The 22636-nt window shown below is 55.1% G+C and carries 20 protein-coding genes; 17 read left to right on the top strand and 3 right to left on the bottom strand.

Going from position 1 to position 22636, the window contains the following annotated elements:
* From P1P89_11535 to P1P89_11465, 15 genes are all read left to right on the top strand, one after another.
* Positions 1-1140, top strand: a 1140-nt coding sequence (locus P1P89_11535; GenBank protein ID MDF1592139.1) for an MmgE/PrpD family protein, incomplete at its 5' end; no start/stop codon positions are given.
* 203 nt (positions 1141-1343) lie between these two features.
* Entirely contained in the window at positions 1344-2357 is a 1014-nt protein-coding gene (locus P1P89_11530; GenBank protein MDF1592138.1) for a TAXI family TRAP transporter solute-binding subunit, read from the top strand.
* Positions 2358-2594: 237 nt separating this feature from the next.
* Complete coding sequence (locus tag P1P89_11525) at positions 2595-4445, top strand: TRAP transporter permease (GenBank protein MDF1592137.1); 1851 nt, start codon at positions 2595-2597, stop codon at positions 4443-4445.
* 57 nt (positions 4446-4502) lie between these two features.
* Complete coding sequence (locus P1P89_11520; GenBank protein ID MDF1592136.1) at positions 4503-5390, top strand: DUF6282 family protein; 888 nt, start codon at positions 4503-4505, stop codon at positions 5388-5390.
* Positions 5391-5563: 173 nt separating this feature from the next.
* Positions 5564-6472: an NAD(P)-dependent oxidoreductase gene (locus P1P89_11515; protein ID MDF1592135.1), complete on the top strand. Its 909-nt coding sequence runs from the start codon at positions 5564-5566 to the stop codon at positions 6470-6472.
* Positions 6469-8121, top strand: coding sequence for a dihydroxy-acid dehydratase (locus tag P1P89_11510; protein ID MDF1592134.1), 1653 nt, complete (start codon positions 6469-6471; stop codon positions 8119-8121). The genes P1P89_11515 and P1P89_11510 overlap by 4 nt, the downstream gene beginning before the upstream one ends.
* Before the next feature lie 24 nt (positions 8122-8145).
* Positions 8146-8454: a MoaD/ThiS family protein gene (locus P1P89_11505; protein ID MDF1592133.1), complete on the top strand. Its 309-nt coding sequence runs from the start codon at positions 8146-8148 to the stop codon at positions 8452-8454.
* A gap of 1 nt (position 8455) precedes the next feature.
* The gene (locus P1P89_11500; protein ID MDF1592132.1) at positions 8456-8965 is read left to right on the top strand and encodes a 4Fe-4S dicluster domain-containing protein; all 510 of its coding nucleotides are present in this window, start codon (positions 8456-8458) and stop codon (positions 8963-8965) included.
* Positions 8962-10860 carry an aldehyde ferredoxin oxidoreductase family protein gene (locus P1P89_11495; GenBank protein MDF1592131.1) on the top strand — a complete coding sequence of 633 codons (1899 nt, stop codon included), beginning with the start codon at positions 8962-8964 and terminating at the stop codon, positions 10858-10860. The genes P1P89_11500 and P1P89_11495 overlap by 4 nt, the downstream gene beginning before the upstream one ends.
* Positions 10847-11344, top strand: a complete 498-nt coding sequence (locus tag P1P89_11490; protein MDF1592130.1) for a 4Fe-4S binding protein — start codon at positions 10847-10849, stop codon at positions 11342-11344. The genes P1P89_11495 and P1P89_11490 overlap by 14 nt, the downstream gene beginning before the upstream one ends.
* Complete coding sequence (locus P1P89_11485; GenBank protein MDF1592129.1) at positions 11341-12447, top strand: hypothetical protein; 1107 nt, start codon at positions 11341-11343, stop codon at positions 12445-12447. The genes P1P89_11490 and P1P89_11485 overlap by 4 nt, the downstream gene beginning before the upstream one ends.
* Positions 12444-13694 carry an FAD-dependent oxidoreductase gene (locus P1P89_11480; GenBank protein ID MDF1592128.1) on the top strand — a complete coding sequence of 417 codons (1251 nt, stop codon included), beginning with the start codon at positions 12444-12446 and terminating at the stop codon, positions 13692-13694. Before P1P89_11485 ends, P1P89_11480 begins: the two co-directional genes overlap by 4 nt.
* Positions 13695-13850: 156 nt before the next feature.
* Positions 13851-15809: an FAD-dependent oxidoreductase gene (locus P1P89_11475; protein ID MDF1592127.1), complete on the top strand. Its 1959-nt coding sequence runs from the start codon at positions 13851-13853 to the stop codon at positions 15807-15809.
* A gap of 145 nt (positions 15810-15954) precedes the next feature.
* On the top strand, positions 15955-16971 hold the full coding sequence (locus P1P89_11470) for an aminopeptidase (GenBank protein ID MDF1592126.1): 1017 nt from the start codon (positions 15955-15957) through the stop codon (positions 16969-16971).
* A gap of 68 nt (positions 16972-17039) precedes the next feature.
* On the top strand, positions 17040-18407 hold the full coding sequence (locus tag P1P89_11465; protein MDF1592125.1) for an MmgE/PrpD family protein: 1368 nt from the start codon (positions 17040-17042) through the stop codon (positions 18405-18407).
* 313 nt (positions 18408-18720) lie between these two features.
* On the opposite strand, the gene P1P89_11460 is transcribed toward P1P89_11465, so the two are convergent.
* Together P1P89_11460 and P1P89_11455 are read right to left on the bottom strand one after the other, a co-directional pair.
* Complete coding sequence (locus P1P89_11460; protein ID MDF1592124.1) at positions 18721-19077, bottom strand: cupin domain-containing protein; 357 nt, start codon at positions 19075-19077, stop codon at positions 18721-18723.
* Between the two features lie 16 nt (positions 19078-19093).
* Entirely contained in the window at positions 19094-19486 is a 393-nt protein-coding gene (locus P1P89_11455) for a cupin domain-containing protein (protein MDF1592123.1), read from the bottom strand.
* Between the two features lie 359 nt (positions 19487-19845).
* Between P1P89_11455 and P1P89_11450 the strand changes: the two genes are divergently transcribed.
* Together P1P89_11450 and P1P89_11445 are read left to right on the top strand one after the other, a co-directional pair.
* Complete coding sequence (locus P1P89_11450) at positions 19846-21063, top strand: MFS transporter (GenBank protein MDF1592122.1); 1218 nt, start codon at positions 19846-19848, stop codon at positions 21061-21063.
* Between the two features lie 80 nt (positions 21064-21143).
* Positions 21144-22037, top strand: a complete 894-nt coding sequence (locus P1P89_11445; protein MDF1592121.1) for an NAD(P)-dependent oxidoreductase — start codon at positions 21144-21146, stop codon at positions 22035-22037.
* A gap of 150 nt (positions 22038-22187) precedes the next feature.
* Here P1P89_11445 and P1P89_11440 read toward each other — a convergent pair whose 3' ends face one another.
* Positions 22188-22628: a heme-binding protein gene (locus P1P89_11440; GenBank protein MDF1592120.1), complete on the bottom strand. Its 441-nt coding sequence runs from the start codon at positions 22626-22628 to the stop codon at positions 22188-22190.
* Positions 22629-22636: the final 8 nt, after the last annotated feature.

Below are 22636 nucleotides of genomic sequence, written 5' to 3'. Positions count from 1 at the left end.
GATGTGGCCCAGGCGGCTTATATCAACGGGTTTTTCGGCCACGCTTCCGAGATGGAGGACGATCAGTTCCCCGGCGGCGGCATCAGCGACGTGACAACCTGGCCGGCCCTGCTCACCGCCGCAGAATTTTTGAATCTCACCGGCGAAGAAACGGTGATCGCGCTGTATGTCGGTCAGGAAATGCAGAACCGGATCGCCATGTATGCTTCGGTGGGCACCGACGGGATCGGCATCTGCAATCTGCCGTTTATCGGCATTTACGGCGCCACCGCCTGCTGTGCCAGAGCATTCGAACTGACGGAGGAACAGGTCAAATCCTCCTTCGGTCTGGCCATGGTCACCGGCCTGGGCTATATGCACACTTGGGGAACCGATGCGCATTTTCATGAATCCGCCACCGTCTGTAAAAATGCGATTATCAACGCGATGCTGGCAAAAGACGGCGCCACCAGCAACCCGGTCATCGAAAAATGTCTGGACATGCTCACCGGTGGAGACAAGAACCTGGAATTCGACAAAATGCTGGAAGGCCTCGGCCAGGCGCCTTTTTATTCCAACAATACCTGGCTTAAAAAGTGGGGCTTCTGTTTTTTCACCCACAACTTTGTCGATGTGCTCGATAAAATCGTAAAGGAAAACAAAATCAAACCGAAAGACGTCGCCCAAATCACCCTGCATTTCGATCCCCTGCGGGAGGTCGTGGACCGGCCGGAACCCCATGACGCCGAAGACAGCCGCTTCAGCACTCAACATGTTCTGGCCTACTATCTGGTTCACGGGGAATGCAACCTGCTGACCTGCACGGAATCCGCCCTGGCGGATAAAAAGGTTGCGGAATACCGAAAGAAAATAAAGGTTCAATACCATCCCGAATATGAAAAACGCTATTTCGGCGGAGAAGGCAAAATGGATGTGAAACTGAAAAACGGAAAAACCTTTTCCGATGCCATGGACCAGCCATTAGGGTCGCCCAAGTATCCCCTGAGCATGGACCAGGTGGTGGATATCTACCGCAAATACTGCCAGGGAATCCTGTCGGACAGCCAGATCAAACGAACAACGGATTTGATTCTGAATATGGAAAATGAGCCGGATCTTCAGGAACTCTATGATATCTGCACCTTCAGGCATAGGGTGTAGCCTGTTTTCACCGTGCCCGAGGCCGCAGCAATAAACGGACCGAATTCTTTTTTTTTGAAAAAACTGCAGGTATGGCGCACAACGGAAAACAGCTGGTTATTCTGAAATCGGTATCTCTATGGAAAGGAGGTGGGGCCCCAAAAAAACGGAATGAAACGTTCCATTTTTTGCCATGTAAACCTTAACCTGTGAGGAGGAATATTATGTTAAGACTCGGTAATTTTAGAAAAGCAGCCTGGTTGGTGAGTGTCTGTTTCATTTCTTTTATTCTCGTATCAACGGTTTTTGTTGACAGCGCGTCGGCCAAACGGACCTTTGTCCGATTCGGCGGCAGCAACCCGGGAGGCTCCTGGTATACCATCGCAGGGGGCATCACCTCCCTTTTCAATAAAGAGATAAAAGACATGAACGCGTCGTCGGTTGCCACGGGCGGATCCGTGGATTGCAACCGCCAGGCCCGCAAACACAATCTGGACACCTGGCTGAGCCATTCGCTGCATGCCTATGACAACTGGAACGGAACGGGCATCTTTAAAGATGAAGGCAAGTTTCAGGATTTTAGAATGATGGCCGGTGTATACGAAAGCTGGCACCATTTTGTCGCCCTTGAAAAAAGCGGAATCAAAACCATGTCGGATATAGCCGGCAAAAAAATCGCGGTGGGCTCCGCCGGCAGCGGCGCCGCATCAAACTCCGAAAATATTCTGAAGGTCCTGGGACTCTTTGACAAGGTAGATCCCCTGTATCTGACATTTGATGCCAGTGGTCGTGCCCTGACCGACGGCCAGGCCGACGTCATCGGCATGAGCAGCGCACCCATGCCGGCCATTGTAACGGTTGAGGCCCAGCACAAGATTCACCTCATCGCCCTGACCGACCAGGAACTGGATAAGGCGATAAAGCAATATCCGGCCTACAAGAAGTCGATCATGCCGGCCGGCACCTACAAATCGTGGCAGAAGGATTATCCCTGCATCGGTTTCCAGGTGTATTGGATGGCCCACAAGGATCTCGACCCCAAAGTGGCCTATGACATGTTAAAGGTTGCCTTTGATCCCAAAAACAAAGACTTTCTGGCCAAAGTCCATCGCCAGCTCAAAACCCTGTCACCGGCCTTTGACGGAATGCAAAACATGGGCATTCCCCTGCATCCCGGGGCCGTCAGGTATTTCAAGGAACAGGGCATGAGTGTTCCTGCGGGACTGATCCCAAATTAGTCTGCCCGTTTCCGGATTTGCTGAAATCCATCCTTCCCGGGTTTTCCGCCTTGCCGGCGGAAAACCCGGGGAAGGAGATATCGGGTTACGAGTTGCGGATTGCGGGTGTGGGACTGAAGATGACCTGAAACGGGTTATGATCACCCCCGGTACCGTCCCGCGCCAAGTGAAACACACAATGACCCATAACGCGTAACCCGTAACTCGCACTCCTCAACCAAGGAAGGTACGCCATAGATGAGACAGTTAGACGGTATTTCCAAGATATTTGTGAACACGCTCGCCGCTCTGTTTACCCTATATTTTATCTATACCAGCGGTTTTGGTTTGGTCAGTATTGAGCTGCATCGCGGCGGATACCTTCTGCTGACCTATGTGCTCATCTTTCTCCTGTTTCCTTTCAGACGCGGATCAAAGGAATATAAAATTCCTTTTTATGATTGGATTTTGTGCGCCGCGACCATTACAGTAATCAGCTACTGGATCATCACCTACCCGGAATTCGGCGTCAAACGCATCGGAAATCCGAACCGGACGGACATCATCATGGGCGCGATCCTGCTTATCCTCTCCTTTGAAGTCGCCCGGCGGGTGGTGGGATATGTCCTCACCACCCTGGCGGCGCTATTCCTGCTGTATGCCTATTTCGGCCCTTATGTACCGGGAATTCTGGGCCATTATGGTTATACGCTTCCGCGCATCATTGAATTTTTATCCTGCAGCATGGGGGGTATTTACGGCATTGTCACCAACACCTACGCCACCTTTATCTTCCCCTTTGTTATTTTCGCCACCTTCCTGCAGGCCGCCGGGGCCGGGCCGGCCATCAATGAAATCTCACTGGCATTGGCCGGCGGAACCCGCGGCGGACCGGCAAAAGTGGCGGTAATCGCCAGCGGATTCATCGGTTCGGTCACCGGTTCTTCCGCTGCCAATGCGGTGGCCACCGGGTCCTATACCATCCCCATGATGAAGAAGGCCGGGTATCGTCCCCATGTGGCTGCTGCCGTTGAAGCGGCGGCATCCACCGGCGGTCAGTTCATGCCCCCGGTCATGGGAGCGTCAGCTTTTCTCATCGCGGCTTTTACGGATACCCCTTATTTTGATATCGTCAAGGTGTCCATCATTCCTTCTTTTCTTTATTTCCTGGGCGTCGGGATGATGGTGCATTTTATCGCCGCCCGGCGGGGCCTGGAAGGGCTTTCACCGGAAAATATTCCCAATTTAAAACGCGCCCTTTTGTACAAGGGATATCTGCTGCTGCCCATTTTTGTCATACTGGGCGCTCTCATGATGGGTTATTCCGCCAATATTGCCGCGTTTTACGCCATTCTGTCCACCTATCTCTTAAGCTTTATCCGCAAAGAAACGCGCATGACGCCCCCCAAAGTTCTCGATGCCCTCATCGACGGCTCCAAAACTTTTCTGATGGTGGGATCCACCGCCGGCGTGATCGGCATCATCATCGGTACGGTCACCATGACCGGGGTCGGCATCAAATTCTCCTCGGTGGTGCTGGCGCTTTCCCAGGGGATTCTGCCATTGACGCTGATACTGGTTGCCATCGGCGGTTATATCATCGGCATGGGGGTGACCATCACCGCCACCTATATTCTGCTTTCGGTTCTGGCCGTTCCCTCTCTGATGGACTACGGCATCCCCTTGCTGTCGGCCCACTTAATCGTTTTCTGGTTCTGTGAAACCGGGGGGGTCACGCCGCCCGTGGCCCTGGTGGCTTTTGCGGCATCCGGCATCGCCAAGTGCGACCCCAACCGTGCCGGATTTACAGCCGTGCGGCTGGCTTCACCGCTTTTTATCATGCCGTTTCTGTTTGCCTATACGCCTTTGCTCCTCGACGGCAGTTGGCCGAACGTGCTCGAGACGATTCTGAGCGCAACCATCGGGATCATTGCCTATGCCGGCATGATGCAGGGGTACTGGCTGCGGCTGGCCAATGTGATGGATCGTATTCTTCTGGGAATCGGCGCCTTTTGCCTGTTTGTTCCGAACATATATTCGGACCTCATCGGACTCGGGCTGTTGGCGGTGGCTACCGTTATGAACCGGAAGCGGCCGAAGACCCTTTAAACCATATTTATTTTATCCGAATCCATTCGGAATTTAACCTAAGGAGGAACAGCTTTAATGAAATTCAGATTTGAAAACAATGTGACAACTTTGCTGGAAGGGGCCATCGACTTTCACATCCACTCGGCGCCGGATGTGTATCCGCGCCTGTTAAACGACGTTGAACTGGCGCTTTCAGCCAAGGAAAACGGAATGCGCGCCATACTGGTGAAAAACCATTATTTTGAAACCGCCAGCCGGGCCCAAATTGCTTCGGAGGTCGCCGACTTTAAGGTGTTCGGCGGCATTGCCCTGAACCTCACCAATGGGGGCATCAACAAACACGCGGTCAAAATGGCGCTGAAACTGGGCGCCAAGCAGGTCTGGCTGCCGACAGTGCACGCCCAGTACTTTGTCCAGAACAAGAGCCATGTGGCCAACCTGGCCACCGAAATCGGCAGCGATGTACAGGGAATCTACCTGCTCAACAAAGACGGCAGTCTGCGTGAAGACCTTTTCCCCATCTTTGATTTGATCGCCGAGTATGATGCCATTCTGGGAACCGGGCATGTTACCATGGAGGAAGCCAAGGTTGCCGTAAAAGAGGCTGCCGGCCGCGGCGTCAAACGGATCGTGGTCACCCATCCGGCCGCAACTTTCGTTCATTACAGCATCGAAGATATGAAAGAGATCCTCGACCTGGGAGCCACCTACCTGGAACATACCTGGAACGACGTGACCCGTCAGGTATCGCATCCCTTACAAATCCAGGACCTTTTCAACGTCGTCAAAACCATGGGAGCAAAATACAACATCATGTCCACGGATGCGGGCCAGTGGCTGAATCCGCCGGCAGCACAGCAGATGGGAATTTACATGAATGAAATGCTCAAACGGGGCATTTCTGAAAAAGATGTTCGAACCATGACTGCGGTCAATCCCGCAAAGTTATTGGGACTGGAGTAAAGAATCCTGACATAGGGGGATAGGCTTTGGTTATCCCCAGAGAGGATTTGCTTTGTTGAAATTACAAATGTCAAATTCCAAATATCAAACAAAAATCCATAGTAAAGTCGGTTAACTCTGACCTGACTCTGAAAGCCAGATTTTCTATGCAGAAATACAAACTGGAGAAAAAAATGGACAAGAAAATCGGATTTATCGGACTGGGAGAAATGGGAAAATGGATGTCCCTCAACATTGTAAAGGCCGGTTATGATGTCACGGTTTGCGATATCAACCCTGAAGCGGTTAAATTCCTCACCGGCCAGGGCGCCAAAGCTGCTCAGCATCCGGCTGAATTAGCCGCTAAGGTCGACCTGATTTTTCTAAGCCTGCCGGACACCCAGGTGGTTGAATCGGTCATATTCGGAGAAAACGGCATCGTTCACAGCGCCAAAACGGGCCTGACGATTGTCGATCTGAGCACCATCAGCTATATGCCGACACTGGAAATAGGCCGCAAGCTGAAAGAAAAAGGAATTGTTTTTGCCGACGCTCCGATTTCCGGGATGGAGGCCAGAGCCAAAGAAGGAAAGCTGACGATCATGTTCGGGGGAGACCCCGCCCTTCTGGAAACGCTTCGACCGCTGCTGGACGCCATTGGAAACAAAATTGTCTACATGGGAAACGTCGGCAGCGGCCAGTTGACCAAGCTGATCAACCAGCTGCTCTTTAATATTTGCTGCGCGGGTGTCGCCGAGGTCCTGCCCATGGCAGCCAAGCTCGGGCTGGATCCGGAAAAGGTCACCGAAGTGGTAACGACGGGAACCGGCCGCAGTTTTGCTGCGGAATTTTTCTTGCCGTTGGCCCTTGAAAACCGATTTGACCAGGGCTATCCGTTGAAACACGCATACAAAGACATGATCAGCGCCGCCGAGATCTCGGCACACCAGAAGATTCCCCTGCCGCTGGTGCAGGCCACCACCGCAACCTTTCAGATGGCCTTGCGACAAGGCCTGGGCGCAGAAAACAAAGGGGCGCTGATAAAGGTTTTTGAACGCATGCTGGATATTGAGTTTCGAAAAAAGAAAGGAGCGTCATCATGAACGCACACCGGGGAAATCCGGAAGATATCACCGAGGCCTATTATCGCGGTCTGATGCATTCATCCGGGTACCGCCGGACGGACCTCGACAAACCGCAAATCGCGGTGGTCAATTCATGGACGGACGTCAACCCCGGCCACCAGCCCTTGAAGGAATTGGCCGGTCGGGTCAAGGAGGGCATCTGGGCGGCCGGCGGTTCGCCCGGGGAGTTCAATGTCCCCGCCCCCTGTGACGGTATGGCCCAGGGGCCGGGCATGCATTTCATTCTGCCCCAGCGGGATTTGATCGCAGCATCCATTGAGGCGATGGTCAGCGCCCATGGTTTTGAAGGAATGGTCATGCTCGGCTCCTGCGACAAAATACTGCCCGGCATGCTGATGGCAGCCGTCCGCCTCAATATCCCGACGCTGTTTATAACGGCCGGCGCCATGCTCCCCTGCCGCTTGAAGGACCGTACCGTGACCACGCCGGATTTAAAAGAAGCCATCGGCAAGCGCCGCAACGACCAGATCGATCAGGAAACGTTTCTAAACTGGCAGGAGCGCTTCTGCGCCTCGGCCGGGACCTGTTCGATGATGGGAACGGCCAATACCATGGGCTGTTTTCTGGAAAGCACCGGTCTGGCGCCTTTCGGCGCCACCACCATGCTGGCCTTTGACGGCGCCAAGGCCCGTCAGGCCCGCGATGTGGGCGAACGCATCGTTGCCCTTGTGCATGAAAAAAGGCCCTTTTCAGAATTCTTTAATCGGGCCAGCCTCGAAAACGGCATTAAATGCATATCGGCTTCCGGCGGCTCCACCAACGCTGCCCTGCACCTGATGGCCCTTACCCATCTGATGAAGCTTGATCTGGACCTGAAAGCCTTTGACCGGCTGCAGGCTTCCGTGCCCCTCATCGCAAAGTTTAAACCCTCGGCCGATTTCAACATCAGCGATTATCACGATGCCGGCGGGGTTCCCAGCCTAATGAAAAGCATCAAGGACCATCTTGACCTTGACGCCCCCCTGGCCATGGGGGGCCGGTTGGGAGACGCTCTGAAACACGCGATGGAACCGGACGGACGGGTGATACGGCCGGGGACGGATCCGCTGTCCCCCGACGGCTGCTTTTCGATTTTGTACGGCAACCTCGCCCCCGGGGGGGCCGTTGTTAAAAAAAGCGGGGTGGAACCCCGCATGCTGACGCATAAGGGGCCGGCATCCGTGTTTGACTCGGAAGAAGATGTCCGAAAATTTTTAATGGAAAAGGAAGTCAAGCCCGGTTCGGTGCTGGTTGTCCGCTACGAAGGCCCCAAGGGCGGGCCCGGGATGCGGGAATTGTCGATCCCTGCCGCCATGCTGGTGGGCATGGGGCTTCATACCTCGGTGGCCATGGTCACGGACGGCCGTTTTTCAGGCGCCACCCGGGGCCCCTGCGTGGGGCACGTTTGTCCGGAAGCCTGGGACGGAGGGCCCCTGGCGTTTGTTCAGGACGGCGATCTCATCGAAATAAATATTCCGGAAAATCGGATTCACTTGCACATATCAGACAAAGAATTGCTGCAACGTCAAAAAGCCGGCCCAAAACGACCCGATCACCCTGCCCCCGGATTTCTGGGCGCATATAGGAAAATGGTGTCGGGCGCCGATTCCGGCGCGGTCTGGATCTAAAACGGCGGGCGACGGTAAGGTTTTATGAACACGCTAAAAACCGTTGAAATCGTTTTCAGCCCGGTCTTCCGGGCCATCTTTCATCGCCCCCAAAAGACCTTGCTGCTGGGAAAGGGCGAAGAGACCCTGAAAGATCTGCTGCGCCGCCTGTCGGAGTTGTCCGGTGGAAAAATTGACTCCCTGATATTCGAAAAGGACCTTGGTTTTATTTCGGCGGGGCTGATGGTCAAGGTAAATGACCGAGTCTATACCGGAATCATGCTGAATCAAAAGCCGGTCCCGCTGGAAGATCAGGATGTCGTCAGCCTGCTGTACTATGTTTCTGGAGGATAAAATGGCCAAAGAAAGAATCTGGTATGTTGAGGATTCCGAAAATATGGATCAAATCTGCAGCCGCTGCCGGATGTGCGAATTGATTTGTACATTTCATCATCATGGGGTCGGCAATCCCTACCGCAGCCGGATCCGGGTGGTGGCGCTGGGCAAAGGCGTGGACATACCGGTCACCTGCCTGAACTGTGAAGACGCCCCCTGCGTGAATATCTGCCCCACCGGCGCGATGCACCGCCCGCAGCCGGACAGCATGGTCATCGTCAACCCGGACGTCTGCATCGGATGCGGCATGTGCGTGAATGCCTGCCCCGTCGGGGCCGTGATTCTGGACCCCGGGGAAGGGACCGCCCTTAAGTGCGACCTTTGCAACGGGGAGCCCCAGTGCGTCAAATATTGTCCCGCCGAGGTTTTAAAGCTGAGCGGTTCGTCGCAATTTTCCAAACACCGGATGAAGGGTTTTGCCCGGCTGCTGCAAGCGCAAACGATTAACACGGAGACAGGCTTAAAATGAACAGATTTCAAGGCGGTTATGCCGGCCGGATTTTATACGTAGACCTGACGGACGGAACCATAGACAACAGACCCCTGCCTCGGGAGTTTGCCGAAAAATATATCGGCGGCCGGGGATTCAGCTCCCGCATCCTGCTGGATGAAGTCCCGGCGGATGTCGACCCCTACTCCCCCCGCAACGTCGTGGTCATCGCTTCCGGGGCGCTTAACGGTCTCCCCATGCCGTCGGCCAGCCGGCTGGTCACGGCCACCAAGTCTCCCATGACGGGCGCTCTGGGGGACAGCAACTCCGGCGGCTACTTCGCGCCGGAGCTGAAGTACGCCGGTTTTGACGCCATCGTCGTCAGGGGCGCTTCCAAAGAACCCGTTTACCTTTTTATTAAGGACGGACAGGCCGAGCTGCGGCCGGCGCAGCACCTCTGGGGCTGCAAGGTTCATGAAAGCCACCAGAAGATCGTGGCTGAAACCAATGACGAAGACACGCACGTCCTGGTGATCGGGCCCGCCGGTGAAAACATGGTGCGCTACGCCTGCGTGGTCACGGACAAGGAAAGCGTCGGCGGCCGCTGCGGCATCGGCGCCGTGCTGGGATCCAAGCGTCTCAAGGCGATTGCCGTGCGCGGGACCCGCGATGTGAAGATTGCCGATCCGCCGCGTTTTAAAAAGGTGATCGACGACTACCTCGTGTCGATTGCCGGCGAAGCCTGGACCGAAAGTCTGCGGCGACTGGGTACGCCCTTTTTGACCGAACATCGCCAGACCCTGGGCATCTGGGGCGCCAAAAACTTCCAGTCCGGTATCGTGGAGGGAGGCGAAAAAATCAGCGGGGAAGTCTTTCGTAAAAAGTTTCTGGTCAAGCCCCTCGGTTGTATGGCCTGCTTCATCCGGTGCCGGCGCTATTCCGCCATCACCGCCGGGGATTCCCCTTTTTATACCAAGGGCCCGGAGTACGAATCGATCCATGCCCTGGGTGCAAAACCGAATGTCACCGACCCCGAAACGATTCTGCGGGCGCATTATCTCTGCGACGAATACGGCATGGACGAACAATCCGCCGGTTCGGCCATTGCCATGGCCATGGAACTGTTCGAAAGAGGTCTGCTCAAGCGAGATCAGACGGACGGCCAGGAGCTGACGTTCGGAAACGGGGAAGCGCTGCTGTATTTCATCGACAAAATTGCGTCCCGACAGGGCTTTGGCGACCTCCTGGCCGAAGGGACCAAAGTGATGGGCGAAAAGTTGAATGCCGAATACTACGCCATCCACGTAAAGGGGCTGGAAGTGGATGCGGCCGATCCCCGCAAGCAGGAAACCCGGGCCTTGACCTATTGCGTGGCCACCCGGGGCGCCTGCCATCTCCGGGGGAATCCCTACATCGACGAGTTCATCAAGCCCGAAGAGGCCGAGGCCTATTTTGGAACCGCCGCCGTCAGCGATATCAACTCCCTGGAGGGCAAGGGCAAAATGGTCGCCTGGAGCGAGGATTGGGTCACCCTGTCAGACCTTATGGGCATCTGCAAATTCGCCTGGTACCGCTCCCGCGACTTTTCAATGCTTGTCAAAAGAGGGCTGGACATGGTTGCCGAGGCCTATCAGGCCGCCACCGGGATCCCCATGACCAGCCGGGAGATGTACCGCTGCGGTGAAAGGGTTTACAACGTTGAGAAAATCTTCAACCTGCGGCAGGGCTTCGGCAGGGCGGCGGATTATCCGCCGGAACGTTTTTTCAGGGAACCCCTGCCGACAGGTCCTGCCAAAGGCGCCGTCCTGAACCGTGAGCACTACGACCGGCTCTTGAACGATTATTACGAGGCGCGTGGATGGTCCCCTGAAAGCGGTGTTCCAACCCCGGAAAAATTAAAAGAGCTCGGCCTGGCGTCAGATGAAATCCAATAAGCAAATTTTCTTTCATCCTGAAAGGTGTCTACTGTGCCTGTCCTGCGTCCTGGCCTGCCAGATGAAGCATGCGGGCGTCACGGACGTCAGCCGGATCGAAAAAGGCCAAAAACCGGGCCGGAGCCTGAAAGTGAGTTTTTCAGGCGGGACCCCTTGGATCTGGAAGTGCCAGCAGTGTCAGGTTGCGCCCTGTGCCGAGTCCTGTTTTACCGGCGGCTTGCATCTGGATCAAAAGAGCAGGGCTGTCGTCCAGGATCGGGAGGCCTGTGTGGGCTGCGGTTCCTGCGTGCTGGCATGTCCCATCGACGGGATCGGACTCGATCAGGGGGAACACCGGCCGGAAAAATGCGATCTCTGCCGGGATGAAGACGTGCCGGCCTGCGTACGGGCCTGTCAGAGCCGCGCCCTTGACTATGACGAAGGGGAGCGATTTGCCGCCCAAAAGCGTAGGCATTTTGTCAAAAAATTAATGGGGGCGAAGTGAAAAACAACTTTTCGTCAAACCGGGAATTTCCACCCTGCGGCTACGGCCAAAGCGGCTTATGCTGTTCGGCCTGCCTGGAGGGCCCCTGCCGCATCAGTCCCTTCGACCGAACCATTGAAAAAGGCAAATGCGGGGCTTCCGCCGACAGGCTGGTAGCTGCTAATCTGCTGCGGATAATTGCGGCCGAGACTGCCGCGCGACTGGCAGACCTGGCGCAAATCGTCCATCAAGGCGGGGCCTCCTCAATCGGACAACCCGTCGTGGGGATGGAAAACCCGGGGGTCACAAAATATATCTCCGGCAAATACGGCCTGAACCCGGACGCTATCAGGAAAACCGGTTGCGCCGATCTGCTGAAACATGAAGTCAAGGCCTTGTTGTCCCTGGATCTTTCGGCGGGTCATTTAACACCCTTCTGGTCGCGTTTATATCCGGCCCAAATGTTTCCCCGGTTTTACACCGGCGAAATTCTCCCGAGAACCTCCCTGACACTGACCGCACTCAGCGCCTTTCAACCGGTTCAAAAAGAGGACGCGGCCATGGAAGACATGTTGCGGACATGTCTGAAAGTTTCCCTGGTTTTTCTGATATGCGAGGAGCTGATTCTTGACCTTGAAATCCTCCGGGAGAAGGGATCTTCCCGGGGAGCCGGAAAATCCGACCCGGAAGTTGCTGAAACCCTTGATGCGACGCAGCCGTCCCCTGTCGTAATATTACTGAAAACACCGGGGCAAGGGGGCGATGATCATCTTGAGCAGGAAATTAGAACGTTTCGCAAACAATGGCAGGGCGCCCTGGTGGAAATGTCGCGGCCCCCGGGATTCTTTGACATCAGCCGGCAATTTTACCGCCGCTACTCCCGCCCCCTGACCCATACCGCACCGCTGGTCTTCGCCCTGACCCCTTCGTCAGCGCTGGTGGTGGGTATCCTGGCCTGCGGCTGTTCGGTCTTTTCCCGGCCGGGACTGCCCCTTTACGGCAGCGAGCCGGTCAGCCGCTTTTTCAGCAGAGAGCCAGAGGGGGACCGCAGCGCCGTTTATTTAGCCCCGGAGGCCGGTGATTTAATTTCCGTCGCCCATAACTATTTCAGGAAAATGCCATGACATGTGTCATTATCGGCAGTGGCCCAGCGGGAGTCTGCAGTGCTGAAGCGATTCGCAGCCGTTTGCCGGACGAACCAGTGATCATGGTATCAAAGGATTCAGCGCCGGCCGGTTCACCGGTCATGCTGACATACTGGCTCACCGGAAAATACGACCCCCGGCGACTCTACTTCAGAGATGACGACTGGGCTGAAAAAAATTGCATCACCCTTAAGACCGGCGTCGAAGCTGTTTCCCTGGACCCCACCGCCAACCGGATTTTCCTGGACAGCAAGGAATCGCTCCAATATGACCGGCTCCTGATTGCCAGCGGGACTTCGGCAACGGCCCTGCCCATCCCCGGCGGCGATTCCCGGGGCGTCGGCTTTTTCCGTCATCTCTACGACGCCCAGGCCTTTCTAAAAGATGAAACCGGCGTCGAACAGGTGGTGATTATCGGAGCGGGTTTTATCGGGCTTAAGCTCGCCTGTCATCTGTCTGAAAAAGGCGTTGGGGTCACCCTTCTGGAAAAGGAACCCCGCCTGGCGGCCCGGATTTTTGACGAAGCGACTTCCCGACGGGTTGAGGAGACGCTGCGCCATCACGGAATCAATGTGGAAACCTGCGTTGAGGCCAGCGAAATCCTGCACCACAAGGGCCGGGTCAAAGGCATTCGCCTGAAGGACGACCGGTCATTCACCTGTGAGCGGGTCATTCAGGCAGTGGGGGTAGCGCCCAATGTAGAATTCCTCCGGGAGAGCGGCATCCGGTTGCAGCGCGGCATCGTCGTCAACGACCGCATGCAGACCAATATGGCCGGTATCTACGCTGCCGGAGATGTAACCATCACCACGGATTCCATCACCGGCGAACCCTTTAACAATGCCACCTGGCCGGCAGCCACCCGACAGGGTGCGGTGGCCGGCGCCAATATGGCCGGTGCAAATCGCAGATACCTGCAAAATTTCCCCGTCAACGCCCTTGATCTTTTCAGTCTGCGGGTGATGGCGGCCGGCCATCCGTTGACGGACCCGGGACCCGATGTTGAGATTACAGTTCAGGAAAGACCGCATCTTTATCGAAAACTCGTGACCCGCGCCGGAGCCCTGATCGGTTTCATTCTGGCGGGGGACGTAACCGGGGCCGGGGTGCTTTTAAATGCCCTCAAGTCAAAGAAAAAAATTGCCGGGCCGCTGGGGGATGACACTTTTTCCCTGCAAGACAGCGTACCGCCGAATTTAGGCTATCGCCGAGGATATATCTTTTAACGACTAATAAAATCCGAATCAGTGATCACGCTCAAAGGACGCAGTACGAGGAAGCCCCCTTAAAAAAAGCGAAGCATCGTTCACTTTAAACACAAAACTCGAATATCGATATTCGGATTTCGAATTTTATTTTTACTAAACATCAGGAGGCAGTCAGTGAACTACCCACACGTATTTCAACCGTTTAACCTCGGCAGCATCACGCTGAAAAACCGCCTGGTCATGTCCCCCATGACCATGAATTACGCCACCGAAGACGGGCGAGCTACCGACAAGCTCATCAGGCATTACCTGGAGCGTGCCAAGGGCGGCGTGGGCCTGATCATGGTGGAAGGAACATACTTTACTCCCGAGGGAAAAGGCTATCTTCGGCAGCTCGGTCTCTGTTCTACCGAACACGCCCGTGCGCTGGAGAAAATGACCCAAGCGGTACATGCCCTGGGCAACGGCGCTAAAATATTCATCCAGCTCCATCATGCCGGTGCGCGCACCTCCGCCAAGATCACCGGACTGCAGCCGGTGGCCCCCTCCGGGGTCTCCGCCTATCCGGGTGGAGAAATTCCCCACGCCCTGACCGTCCCTGAAATTAAAGAACTGGTCCGGGCCCATGTCCAGACGGCTGTTTGGGCAAAGGAGGCGGGCTTTGACGGGATTGATCTGCATTGCGCCCACGGATACCTGATCCCGGCCTTTCTCTCGCCGCTTTCCAACCGGCGGAGCGACGCCTATGGCGGAGACCTGGCGGGCAGAACCCGCTTCCTGCTGGAAATTATCGCCGGGATCAAGGAACGCTTGGGCGCAGCGTATCCGTTGACCATCAAGATCAGCGGCGATGAATTCATGGAAGGCGGGCTGAGGATAGATGAGATGATCCGGGTTGCTCAGATCGCCCAACAGGCGGGGATTGACGGGATTACCGTTTCCGCCGGTTCGGTCGGCGGCAAAAAACGGGGCTCCCTTGAACAGGCCCACCAGATCCTGCGGACCATGCCCATGATGACGGCGCCTGGCTGCCTGGTGCCGCTGGCGGAAAAATTCAAGGAAAATCTCAACATCCCGGTCATCACCGTAGGGCGTATCAATCATCCCTCCCTGGCCGAAGACATTCTGGCCCAGGGCCGGGCAGACCTGGTGGCCATGGGGCGTCCGCTGCTGGCCGACCCCTACCTGCCCCAAAAGGCCATGGATGGAAAAGAAGCGGACATTCGCCTGTGCATCGCCTGCAACGAAGGGTGCTACAAACGGATTTTTCAACAGCTCGACATCCGCTGCGCCATCAACCCCATGACCGGCCGGGAAGATGACGCCGCCCCTTCCCAAACTCCCGCCCCCAAAGCGGTTGTGATCGTCGGCGGCGGTCCGGCGGGTCTGGAAGCAGCCTACAGCGCCTGGCAAAGAGGCCACAAGGTCACCCTGATGGAAGAGAACCGGAAACTGGGAGGGCAGTTGAATCTGGCCGCTTCAGCGCCGGGACGCAGCGAGATCGAAAATATCAGGCAGTTTCTTGTCAAACGGCTGGCGGCAACCGATGTGGCTATAATAACCGGCCAAAAAGCATCTGTTGAGCTGATCCGGCCGTATCGACCGGATATCGTTATCTGCGCCACGGGCGCACGCCCGCGCACAGTGGATATTCCCGGCCTCCAAACCCATGCAAGTATGACCGCCTGGGAGGCCATCGCCGGGACCGCTACGCCGGTTTCTCCCTGTCTGGTGGTGGGCGGCGGGTTGGTGGGTTGTGAGGCAGCCGATTATCTGAGCGAACACGGGCACCGGATCGTTCTGGTTGAGATCTTGCCGGGGATCGCCTCGGACGGAGACGCCGACACCCAGGCTTTTTACGATATGAAATTTGCTAAAAATAAAGTGGCGGCCTACACCGCGACCCGAATCGAAAGGATCGACCGGCATGCGGCCGTCCTGGAAAGGGACGGTGAAACGATCACGGTCCCGATTGAATCGATCGTTCTGGCGGTGGGCGCCGAACCCATCGACAGTTTATCGGAAGAACTCGCGGCAGCCGGAATTTCTTGCGTCAAAATCGGAGACTGCGTGACGCCGCGGCGAATCCTGGACGCCGTGCATGAAGGCTTTCAGGCCGGCTGCGCCCTGTAATTTTGGAATGATGGCATACTGGAATGTTGGAATAATGGGTTCATCTGTATCAACACTCCATCGTTCCAATATTCCATTATTACGTGACTGTCTTGTAGAATTTTCGATGCTTTAAATTATAACTTCCTGTGAAAGGAGAACAACAATGAGCACAAAAGAATGGCCGATTTCATATTGGCACTATATGCCGGGCCCATCCAGCCCGATCCAGATGATGCGCGGCGCCTTGAAGGTCATGGACTGCGGCGGCGTAAAACCGGGTGAGACGGTTCTGATATCCACCGATACCAACAAAATGCGGATCGCCGAATCACTGGCCGGAGCCGCCTACGCGGTGGGCGCCACCCCCATCATCATCATGATTCCGCCTGTGGGCGTCCACGGCGCGCAACTGCCCGAGCCGGTTGTAGCAGCCTTTAAAGAAGCGGATGTATTTCTGCAGCCCTCCACCTGGTCCCAGACCCATACCCGCGCGCGGGTTGAAGCCATCAAAGCCGGCAAGCGCGGCTGCACCATGTGTGAGATTACCGAAGATGCCCTCTGTGTCGGCGCCATCAACGCCGACTACGAGGCCTGCGACCGTCTGGGACGTAAACTCGGGGCCGTACTGGAAAAAACCGAAAAAGTACGAATCACCAGCCCCGCCGGCACCGATATCCGGGGAATAGTAAAGGACCGTCCGGTGCAGTATGAAACCGGTTTGTTTAAACTCCCCGGGCAGTTCGCGGCATTTCCGGACAGCGAGATCAATATCTCGCCGCTGGAAGGAACCGCCCATGGCAAAATCGTCAGCGACGTGAGCATCATGAGCGTCGGCATCACCCTGTACGGTCCGGTGACCCTCATCGTCAAGGACGGCCGCATCACGGATATCCAGGGCGGCATGGCCGCCGCCAAACTCCGTCAAATCCTGGAAGTGCTCAACGACGAAAAGGCTTACAACTATGCCGAATTCGGCATCGGACTGAACCCAGAAGCCAGGCTTGCGGCAACCAACCTGGAAGATCTCGGCCGCCTGGGCAACTGCCACGCCGGCATCGGCAGCAGCTTTGCCATCGGCGGCAAGGTATTGGCCCCCAATCACATCGATGCGATGTACAAGGACGCAACGGTGTATTTTGACGGAAAAGTCGTACTCGAAAACGGTATTTGCAGATTATAACCGTCGCAGCAATCACATATAAAACAGAAGCCGACTTCTAAATTAACCCTGTTAAAAAGGAGTACCGGATGGAAATCGCCGAAACATTTGCAAAGTTCGTTAAGAACACCCATTTTGAAGATATTGACGAGAGTGTTGTCGAACATATCAAAAAGCTGACTTTAAAGCAGGTGATGGGGATGCTCCTGGGTTCCTCAGTCCCCCCCTCCCAGAAATTCATACCCTATTTTAAGGACAACCTCGGAAAGCCGGAATGTGGTGTTTACGGCTGCGGCTTCAAGACCGATGTCGCCCAGGCGGCTTTGCTGAACGGGTTCTTCGGACATGCCTCCGAAATGGAAGACGATATGTTTCCCGGGGGCGGCATCAGCGACGTCACAACCTGGCCGGCCCTGCTGGCAGTGGCGGACAAACTTAAACTTTCCACCCGGGAAATAATCGTGGCCCTTTACGTCGGCCAGGAAATGCAGAACCGAATCGCCATGTGGGCCGGAGTTGTGACGGAGCCCCTGGGCATCGCCAACTTGCCCTTCATCGGAATATACGGCGCCACTGCCAGCTGCGCCCGGGCCTTTGGCCTGACTGAAGAGCAAGTCCTGAATTCCTTCGGACTGGCCATGGTCCAGGGGCTGGGATATATTCACACCTGGGGAACGGACGCGCATTACTGGGAATCGGCCACGGTCTGCCGCAACGGCGTACAGAACGCCCTGATGGCGCAGTTGGGGGCCACCACCAAACCGGTTATTCGGAAAAGCCTGGAGATGCTGGGCCGTGGTTTCAGTGAAAAAATCGAGTTTGATAAAATGACCGAAGGCTTGGGGAAGCCGCCCTTTTACACCAACAACACCTGGATAAAAAAATGGGGCTTCTGTTTCCAGAACCATAACTTCGTCGACAACATCGCCGACCTGATGCGCAACAACAAGCTGGCCTATGAAGACATCCAGGAAGTGACGGTGCACTTTGACGAACTGAGGTTTATCCTGGACCGCCCGGAACCGAAGGACGCCGAAGACAGCCGCTTCAGCATCTACCATATGCTGGCATACCAGATGATACACGGGGAATGCGGTCTTGAAACCAATACCGAAGACGCCGTCCACGACCCGCAGATCGCCGAAGCGCGAAAGAAGGTCAAAGTCGTCTATCATCCCGAGTATCCCAAAAGATACTATGCCGGTGAAGGTCGGCTGGACCTGAAGCTCAAAAACGACCAAACCATTACCGGTTATATGGAGCAACCCTACGGGGGGCCCAAGTATCCCTTGAGCATGGATCAGGTGGTCGCCATCTATCGCAAATATTGCAAGGGAATCATTTCGGATGAAAAAATCGCGCGCACCGAAGCGATCATTCTGAACATGGAAAACGAGCCGGATTTTCAGGAACTTTTCAGGATCTGCACATTTACGAATGGGTGTGAAATTATTTAGACATGGCCGCGTAAGCGGCGACCGGGGCGGCCGCATTTCGGAGCGGGAAACTGTTTGAACGCATTAGGGCGCGTTGGGCCGAACAGCGCGACGGATTCCCACATAAAAGACGGGCGTCAATGAACCTCCTAATACCCTCTGTCGGTCCGGGTCCTGTTCGGCCCTACGCGCGCTTATGCGTGAGTTTTTCACGATTCGAAATGCGGCCGCCCGGTCGCCGCATGTCCATTGAATTGTGTACCCCTTAGTAAATAGACCGGCCCGCATAACCGCAGGCCGGTCTATTTTGACGATAAAACCTTTTCAGATGGATTTATAATTTTACTTCTTCATCCCCGGGAGGCGATTTTATAATAATCGCCCGAAGGGACTCGGTGTCGCTTGCGTTGCTGGTGGCATGGGGAACGTTGGCAGGAACAAAAACCACCGACCCCGGGCTGATTGCCTGGGAGTCTCCGTTTGTTTCCGAAACGCCTTTTCCGGACAGAACATAAATGACCTCTTCCTGGGTCGGATGAACATGAAGCTTGTGGGTATATCCCGGAAGATATTCGGTGATGTTAACCTTGATTTTTTCGGATCCGGTCGATGCAGGCCCGATCAAATTTTTGGTAAGCCCCCATTCTACTTTCTGAAATTCAACTTTATCACTCAGTACGATTTTTCGCATGGTTACTCCCTGAATATTATTTTTGGTCAAATGCTTTGGCGCCCAGTTCCTTGAGTTTCTGTTCCGGTCCGGGGGGCGCATAAATCACCACGTAAGTCAGATCTGCACCGGGGTCGACATTGATGCTGTGCATGACGCCGGCCGGCGTAAAAACCGCCATTTCCGGTTTGATCTGATAGGTTATATCTCCCATCACCATGTTTCCGGTCCCGGACAGAATGTACCAGCAGTGCTCCACGTCGTGTTTATGGGCGGCCCCGGTTGTGCCGGCCTTGCTGGTATTCACCAGCAGTGAAAAGTTTTTTGCGCCGCTGATGTCCTTGTCGATCAGGATTCGATACGTCCCATTACCGCCATGGAGGGTCCCGGTAACCGCTTCCTTAAGCGGTACAACGAATTTTTTCGTCATCTTTCAATTCCTTTCTCATTTGAAAATTACACTGCCGTAATCACCAGCGACCCAAAAGAACCTGCCAATTTTAATGCAGCGTCACTGTTAATTTCAACTCTCTCTAAAATATAATTACCGCAAATTGTCAAGGTCGAATTCCACTGTTCTATTCTCCTTCCATGGCTGCCTATGCTATTGTCAACCCGGAAAATTCTCCAAGCCATATCCCCCCTACCGATCTATCGGACGCTTGCCGGAGAAACGCTCAAATATATTGACTTCGATGAAAGATGTATTACAAGTATCAAATCAATTCGCGTGGCGTTAAAGTTAAAAAAACAATCCCGGTCGGTATGTCTGAAAAAAACGATATTAACATGTCATCTTCTCCCAGCATTGATTCCATCGAGACCCAGCAGTCATCCTATCGCTGGCTGTTGCTGGCAATGGTCTGGCTGCTGTACGTCTGCCATGGAATTATCCTGCGTTCGCCCTCCCCGCTGATAACACCCATGCTCAAAGATCTCGCTATGTCATACAGTCAGATGGGGTTTATCCTGGGATCATGGCAGTTGACCTATCTGGCGGTGGCCATCGCAGCCGGAATTATGCTCGATAAATGGGGGCTGCGCAAATCCCTTTTTCTTGGCGCTGTCATCATGGCCCTGTCTGCGGCACTCCGCTTTTTTGCCCAGGGTTTTGGGACCTTGCTTCCCATGGTTGCGCTTTTCGGCCTCGGCGGCCCCATGATCTCAATCGGCGCCCCCAAAGCCATTGCCATGTTTTTCAGGGGAAAAGACCGGGGCACCGCCATTGGAATCTATGCCACCGGCCCATGGGTGGGCCAGATGACTGCTCTGGCCGCAACCAACGCCGTGGTTATGCCGATGGTAGGGAACAGCTGGCGTTTGACCTTCGTGCTTTACGGCTTGTTTACCTTCGGCGCCGCCTTGCTTTGGTGGATTTTAGGGAAGAAAGCAGGCCCGGTAGGAAAACCGGAAAAATCAGATTTCAGACATATCTTAAAACAGCTGTTTGGGGTTCACAGTGTTCGCATTATCCTGCTGGTGGGCATCCTGCTCTTTGCCGTTTCCCACGGCTTCAACAGCTGGCTCCCCAAACTGCTGGAAAGCGCCGGACTTTCCCCCTCTGCCGCCGGGGTGTATTCTTCAATACCGTTTATTTCCGGGATACCGGCGGTATTAATCATCCCCCGGCTGACACCTGCCGGTTTCAGGGGACCCATGATTGCGCTGCTGGCATTGCTGGCCGCCCTGACGATCATACTGACCTCCACCATGACCTTGCCCCTGCTGCTTAATCTGCTCCTTTACGGCATTGCCGGCGGATCCCTCGTTCCCCTGGTGATTTTGACCCTGATGGAAACGCCGGGAGTCGATTCTGAATATATGGGTGCGGCCGGCGGCCTGTTTTTCTGCATTTCCGAGATCGGAGGCTTCTTCGGGCCTTTTATCGTCGGCTACCTGGTGGACCTGACCGGATCGTTTATGGCGGGCGCAATTCTCCTGGCGCTTCTTGCAGCGGTCATGGCCGTTTTGATGGTGCGGTTGAAAACCACTGCGGGCGCTCCTTGAAAAAAGCGCCTGACGATCCGAACATTGATTTTTATAAAGCTGTAGGATAAATTTTCCTATAAAAATTCAAGGAGGAAAATATGAGTTTAGAAGTGGGAATGATCGGACTGGGAATTATGGGATCGGCCATCTCGGCGAACCTGTTGAAGGCAGGGATTTCAGTTGTGGGATATGATGTCGTCAAAGAACAGGTTGATCTGCTTGTCGGCAATGGCGGAAAAGGCGCCGCTTCCCCGAAGGCTGTCGCCGAAAAAACAGACATCGTCATCACCCTCCTTCCCAGTGTAGCTGCACTGGACGAGGTTGTCTGGGGAGACGACGGTTTACTGGCCGCCGATCATAAGGGACTGATCGTGGTGGAGTCCGGCACCCTTCCCCTGGAGGACAAGCTCAGGGCCCACGCCGCCCTGCAAAACGCCGGCATGGTGATGCTCGATTGCACATTAAGCGGCACCGGCGCCCAGGCCGCGCAAAAAGATCTTGCCGTCTACGGCAGCGGAGACAGCGCCGCTTACGACAAATGCGTGCCGGTGTTTGAGGGCTACTCGCGCTCACATTATTATCTGGGTGAATTCGGCAACGGCAGCAAGATGAAATATGTCGCCAATCTGCTGGTCGCCGTCCACAATGTCGTCGCAGCCGAAGCGTTTGTCCTGGGAATGAAATCCGGCCTTGATCCCGAACTGATTTATAAGGTCATCAGCGACGGCGCCGGCACCTCCCGCATGTTTGAGGTGCGCGGGCCCATGATGGTTCAGGGCGGGTATGACGAGGCCACCATGAAAATGGATGTCTGGCAAAAGGACCTGAACATTATCGGCAGTTATGCCAAGAAGATCAACTGCCCGACGCCGCTGCTGGCTAGCAGCGCCCAGGTCTATATTGCCGCCATGGCAGAGGGGCGGGACAAGCAGGATACAGGCTCTGTCTGCGCCGTCATGGAAGGATGGGCGAATTTTAAAAGGGAAAAATAGCCGTTGTAGCGGGTGTCAAAAAAACGTTCCATTATCCCAGCGTTTTTTTCTACAACCGCTTATACCGCCATTCATTGTTTCGGAACTTTATTATGGAAAGTGGTATAAATGCGCTGCGCCCCGATGGGAAAGCGCAGCGCATCACAACCGTTATAACGGATCCCCCGTATCCGGTGTAAGGCCGACAGACTGGATGCCGTAAACTGCACAGATTTCGTCATTTTCAGAGACATCGCCGCTGATTCCCACCGATCCGAGAATGTCGCCTTTGTCCGAACGGATCAACACGCCGCCGGGGACCGGAACCATGCGGCCGCCGGACATGTCCGAGAGCGCGTTGAAAAATATCGGAACCTTGGTTGCCCGCCGGTGGAGTTCACGGCCGCCGAATCCCATTCCCAGGACCCCCCAGGCTTTTCCAATGGCGATCTCGGGCCGCAGGAGACTGGATTTATCCTCGCGTTTGAGTACTTTCATCTGTCCGCCGGCATCAAGCACGACTACCGTCAGCGGAAAGAATCCCATTTCTTTTCTTTTCGCCAAGGCTTTGTCAACAATCTGTGAAGCGATATCGAGCGTTAATTCCTGCATTTTGTCTT

Source organism: Desulfobacterales bacterium (genome assembly GCA_029211065.1).
Lineage (GTDB): Bacteria > Desulfobacterota > Desulfobacteria > Desulfobacterales > JARGFK01 > JARGFK01.
This window is presented reverse-complemented; position numbering and strand designations above follow the sequence as displayed.

Excerpts from the sequence above, each read along its gene's own strand:
- P1P89_11500 (MDF1592132.1), top strand. The coding sequence starts at position 8,456 with ATGGCCAAAGAAAGAATCTGGTATGTTGAGGATTCCGAAAATATGGAT.
- P1P89_11520 (MDF1592136.1), top strand. The coding sequence starts at position 4,503 with ATGAAATTCAGATTTGAAAACAATGTGACAACTTTGCTGGAAGGGGCC.
- P1P89_11530 (MDF1592138.1), top strand. The coding sequence starts at position 1,344 with ATGTTAAGACTCGGTAATTTTAGAAAAGCAGCCTGGTTGGTGAGTGTC.
- P1P89_11450 (MDF1592122.1), top strand. The coding sequence starts at position 19,846 with ATGTCATCTTCTCCCAGCATTGATTCCATCGAGACCCAGCAGTCATCC.
- P1P89_11495 (MDF1592131.1), top strand. The coding sequence starts at position 8,962 with ATGAACAGATTTCAAGGCGGTTATGCCGGCCGGATTTTATACGTAGAC.
- P1P89_11480 (MDF1592128.1), top strand. The coding sequence starts at position 12,444 with ATGACATGTGTCATTATCGGCAGTGGCCCAGCGGGAGTCTGCAGTGCT.
- P1P89_11505 (MDF1592133.1), top strand. The coding sequence starts at position 8,146 with ATGAACACGCTAAAAACCGTTGAAATCGTTTTCAGCCCGGTCTTCCGG.
- P1P89_11515 (MDF1592135.1), top strand. The coding sequence starts at position 5,564 with ATGGACAAGAAAATCGGATTTATCGGACTGGGAGAAATGGGAAAATGG.
- P1P89_11490 (MDF1592130.1), top strand. The coding sequence starts at position 10,847 with ATGAAATCCAATAAGCAAATTTTCTTTCATCCTGAAAGGTGTCTACTG.
- P1P89_11470 (MDF1592126.1), top strand. The coding sequence starts at position 15,955 with ATGAGCACAAAAGAATGGCCGATTTCATATTGGCACTATATGCCGGGC.
- P1P89_11465 (MDF1592125.1), top strand. The coding sequence starts at position 17,040 with ATGGAAATCGCCGAAACATTTGCAAAGTTCGTTAAGAACACCCATTTT.
- P1P89_11455 (MDF1592123.1), bottom strand. The coding sequence starts at position 19,486 with ATGACGAAAAAATTCGTTGTACCGCTTAAGGAAGCGGTTACCGGGACC.
- P1P89_11510 (MDF1592134.1), top strand. The coding sequence starts at position 6,469 with ATGAACGCACACCGGGGAAATCCGGAAGATATCACCGAGGCCTATTAT.
- P1P89_11525 (MDF1592137.1), top strand. The coding sequence starts at position 2,595 with ATGAGACAGTTAGACGGTATTTCCAAGATATTTGTGAACACGCTCGCC.
- P1P89_11440 (MDF1592120.1), bottom strand. The coding sequence starts at position 22,628 with ATGCAGGAATTAACGCTCGATATCGCTTCACAGATTGTTGACAAAGCC.
- P1P89_11460 (MDF1592124.1), bottom strand. The coding sequence starts at position 19,077 with ATGCGAAAAATCGTACTGAGTGATAAAGTTGAATTTCAGAAAGTAGAA.
- P1P89_11445 (MDF1592121.1), top strand. The coding sequence starts at position 21,144 with ATGAGTTTAGAAGTGGGAATGATCGGACTGGGAATTATGGGATCGGCC.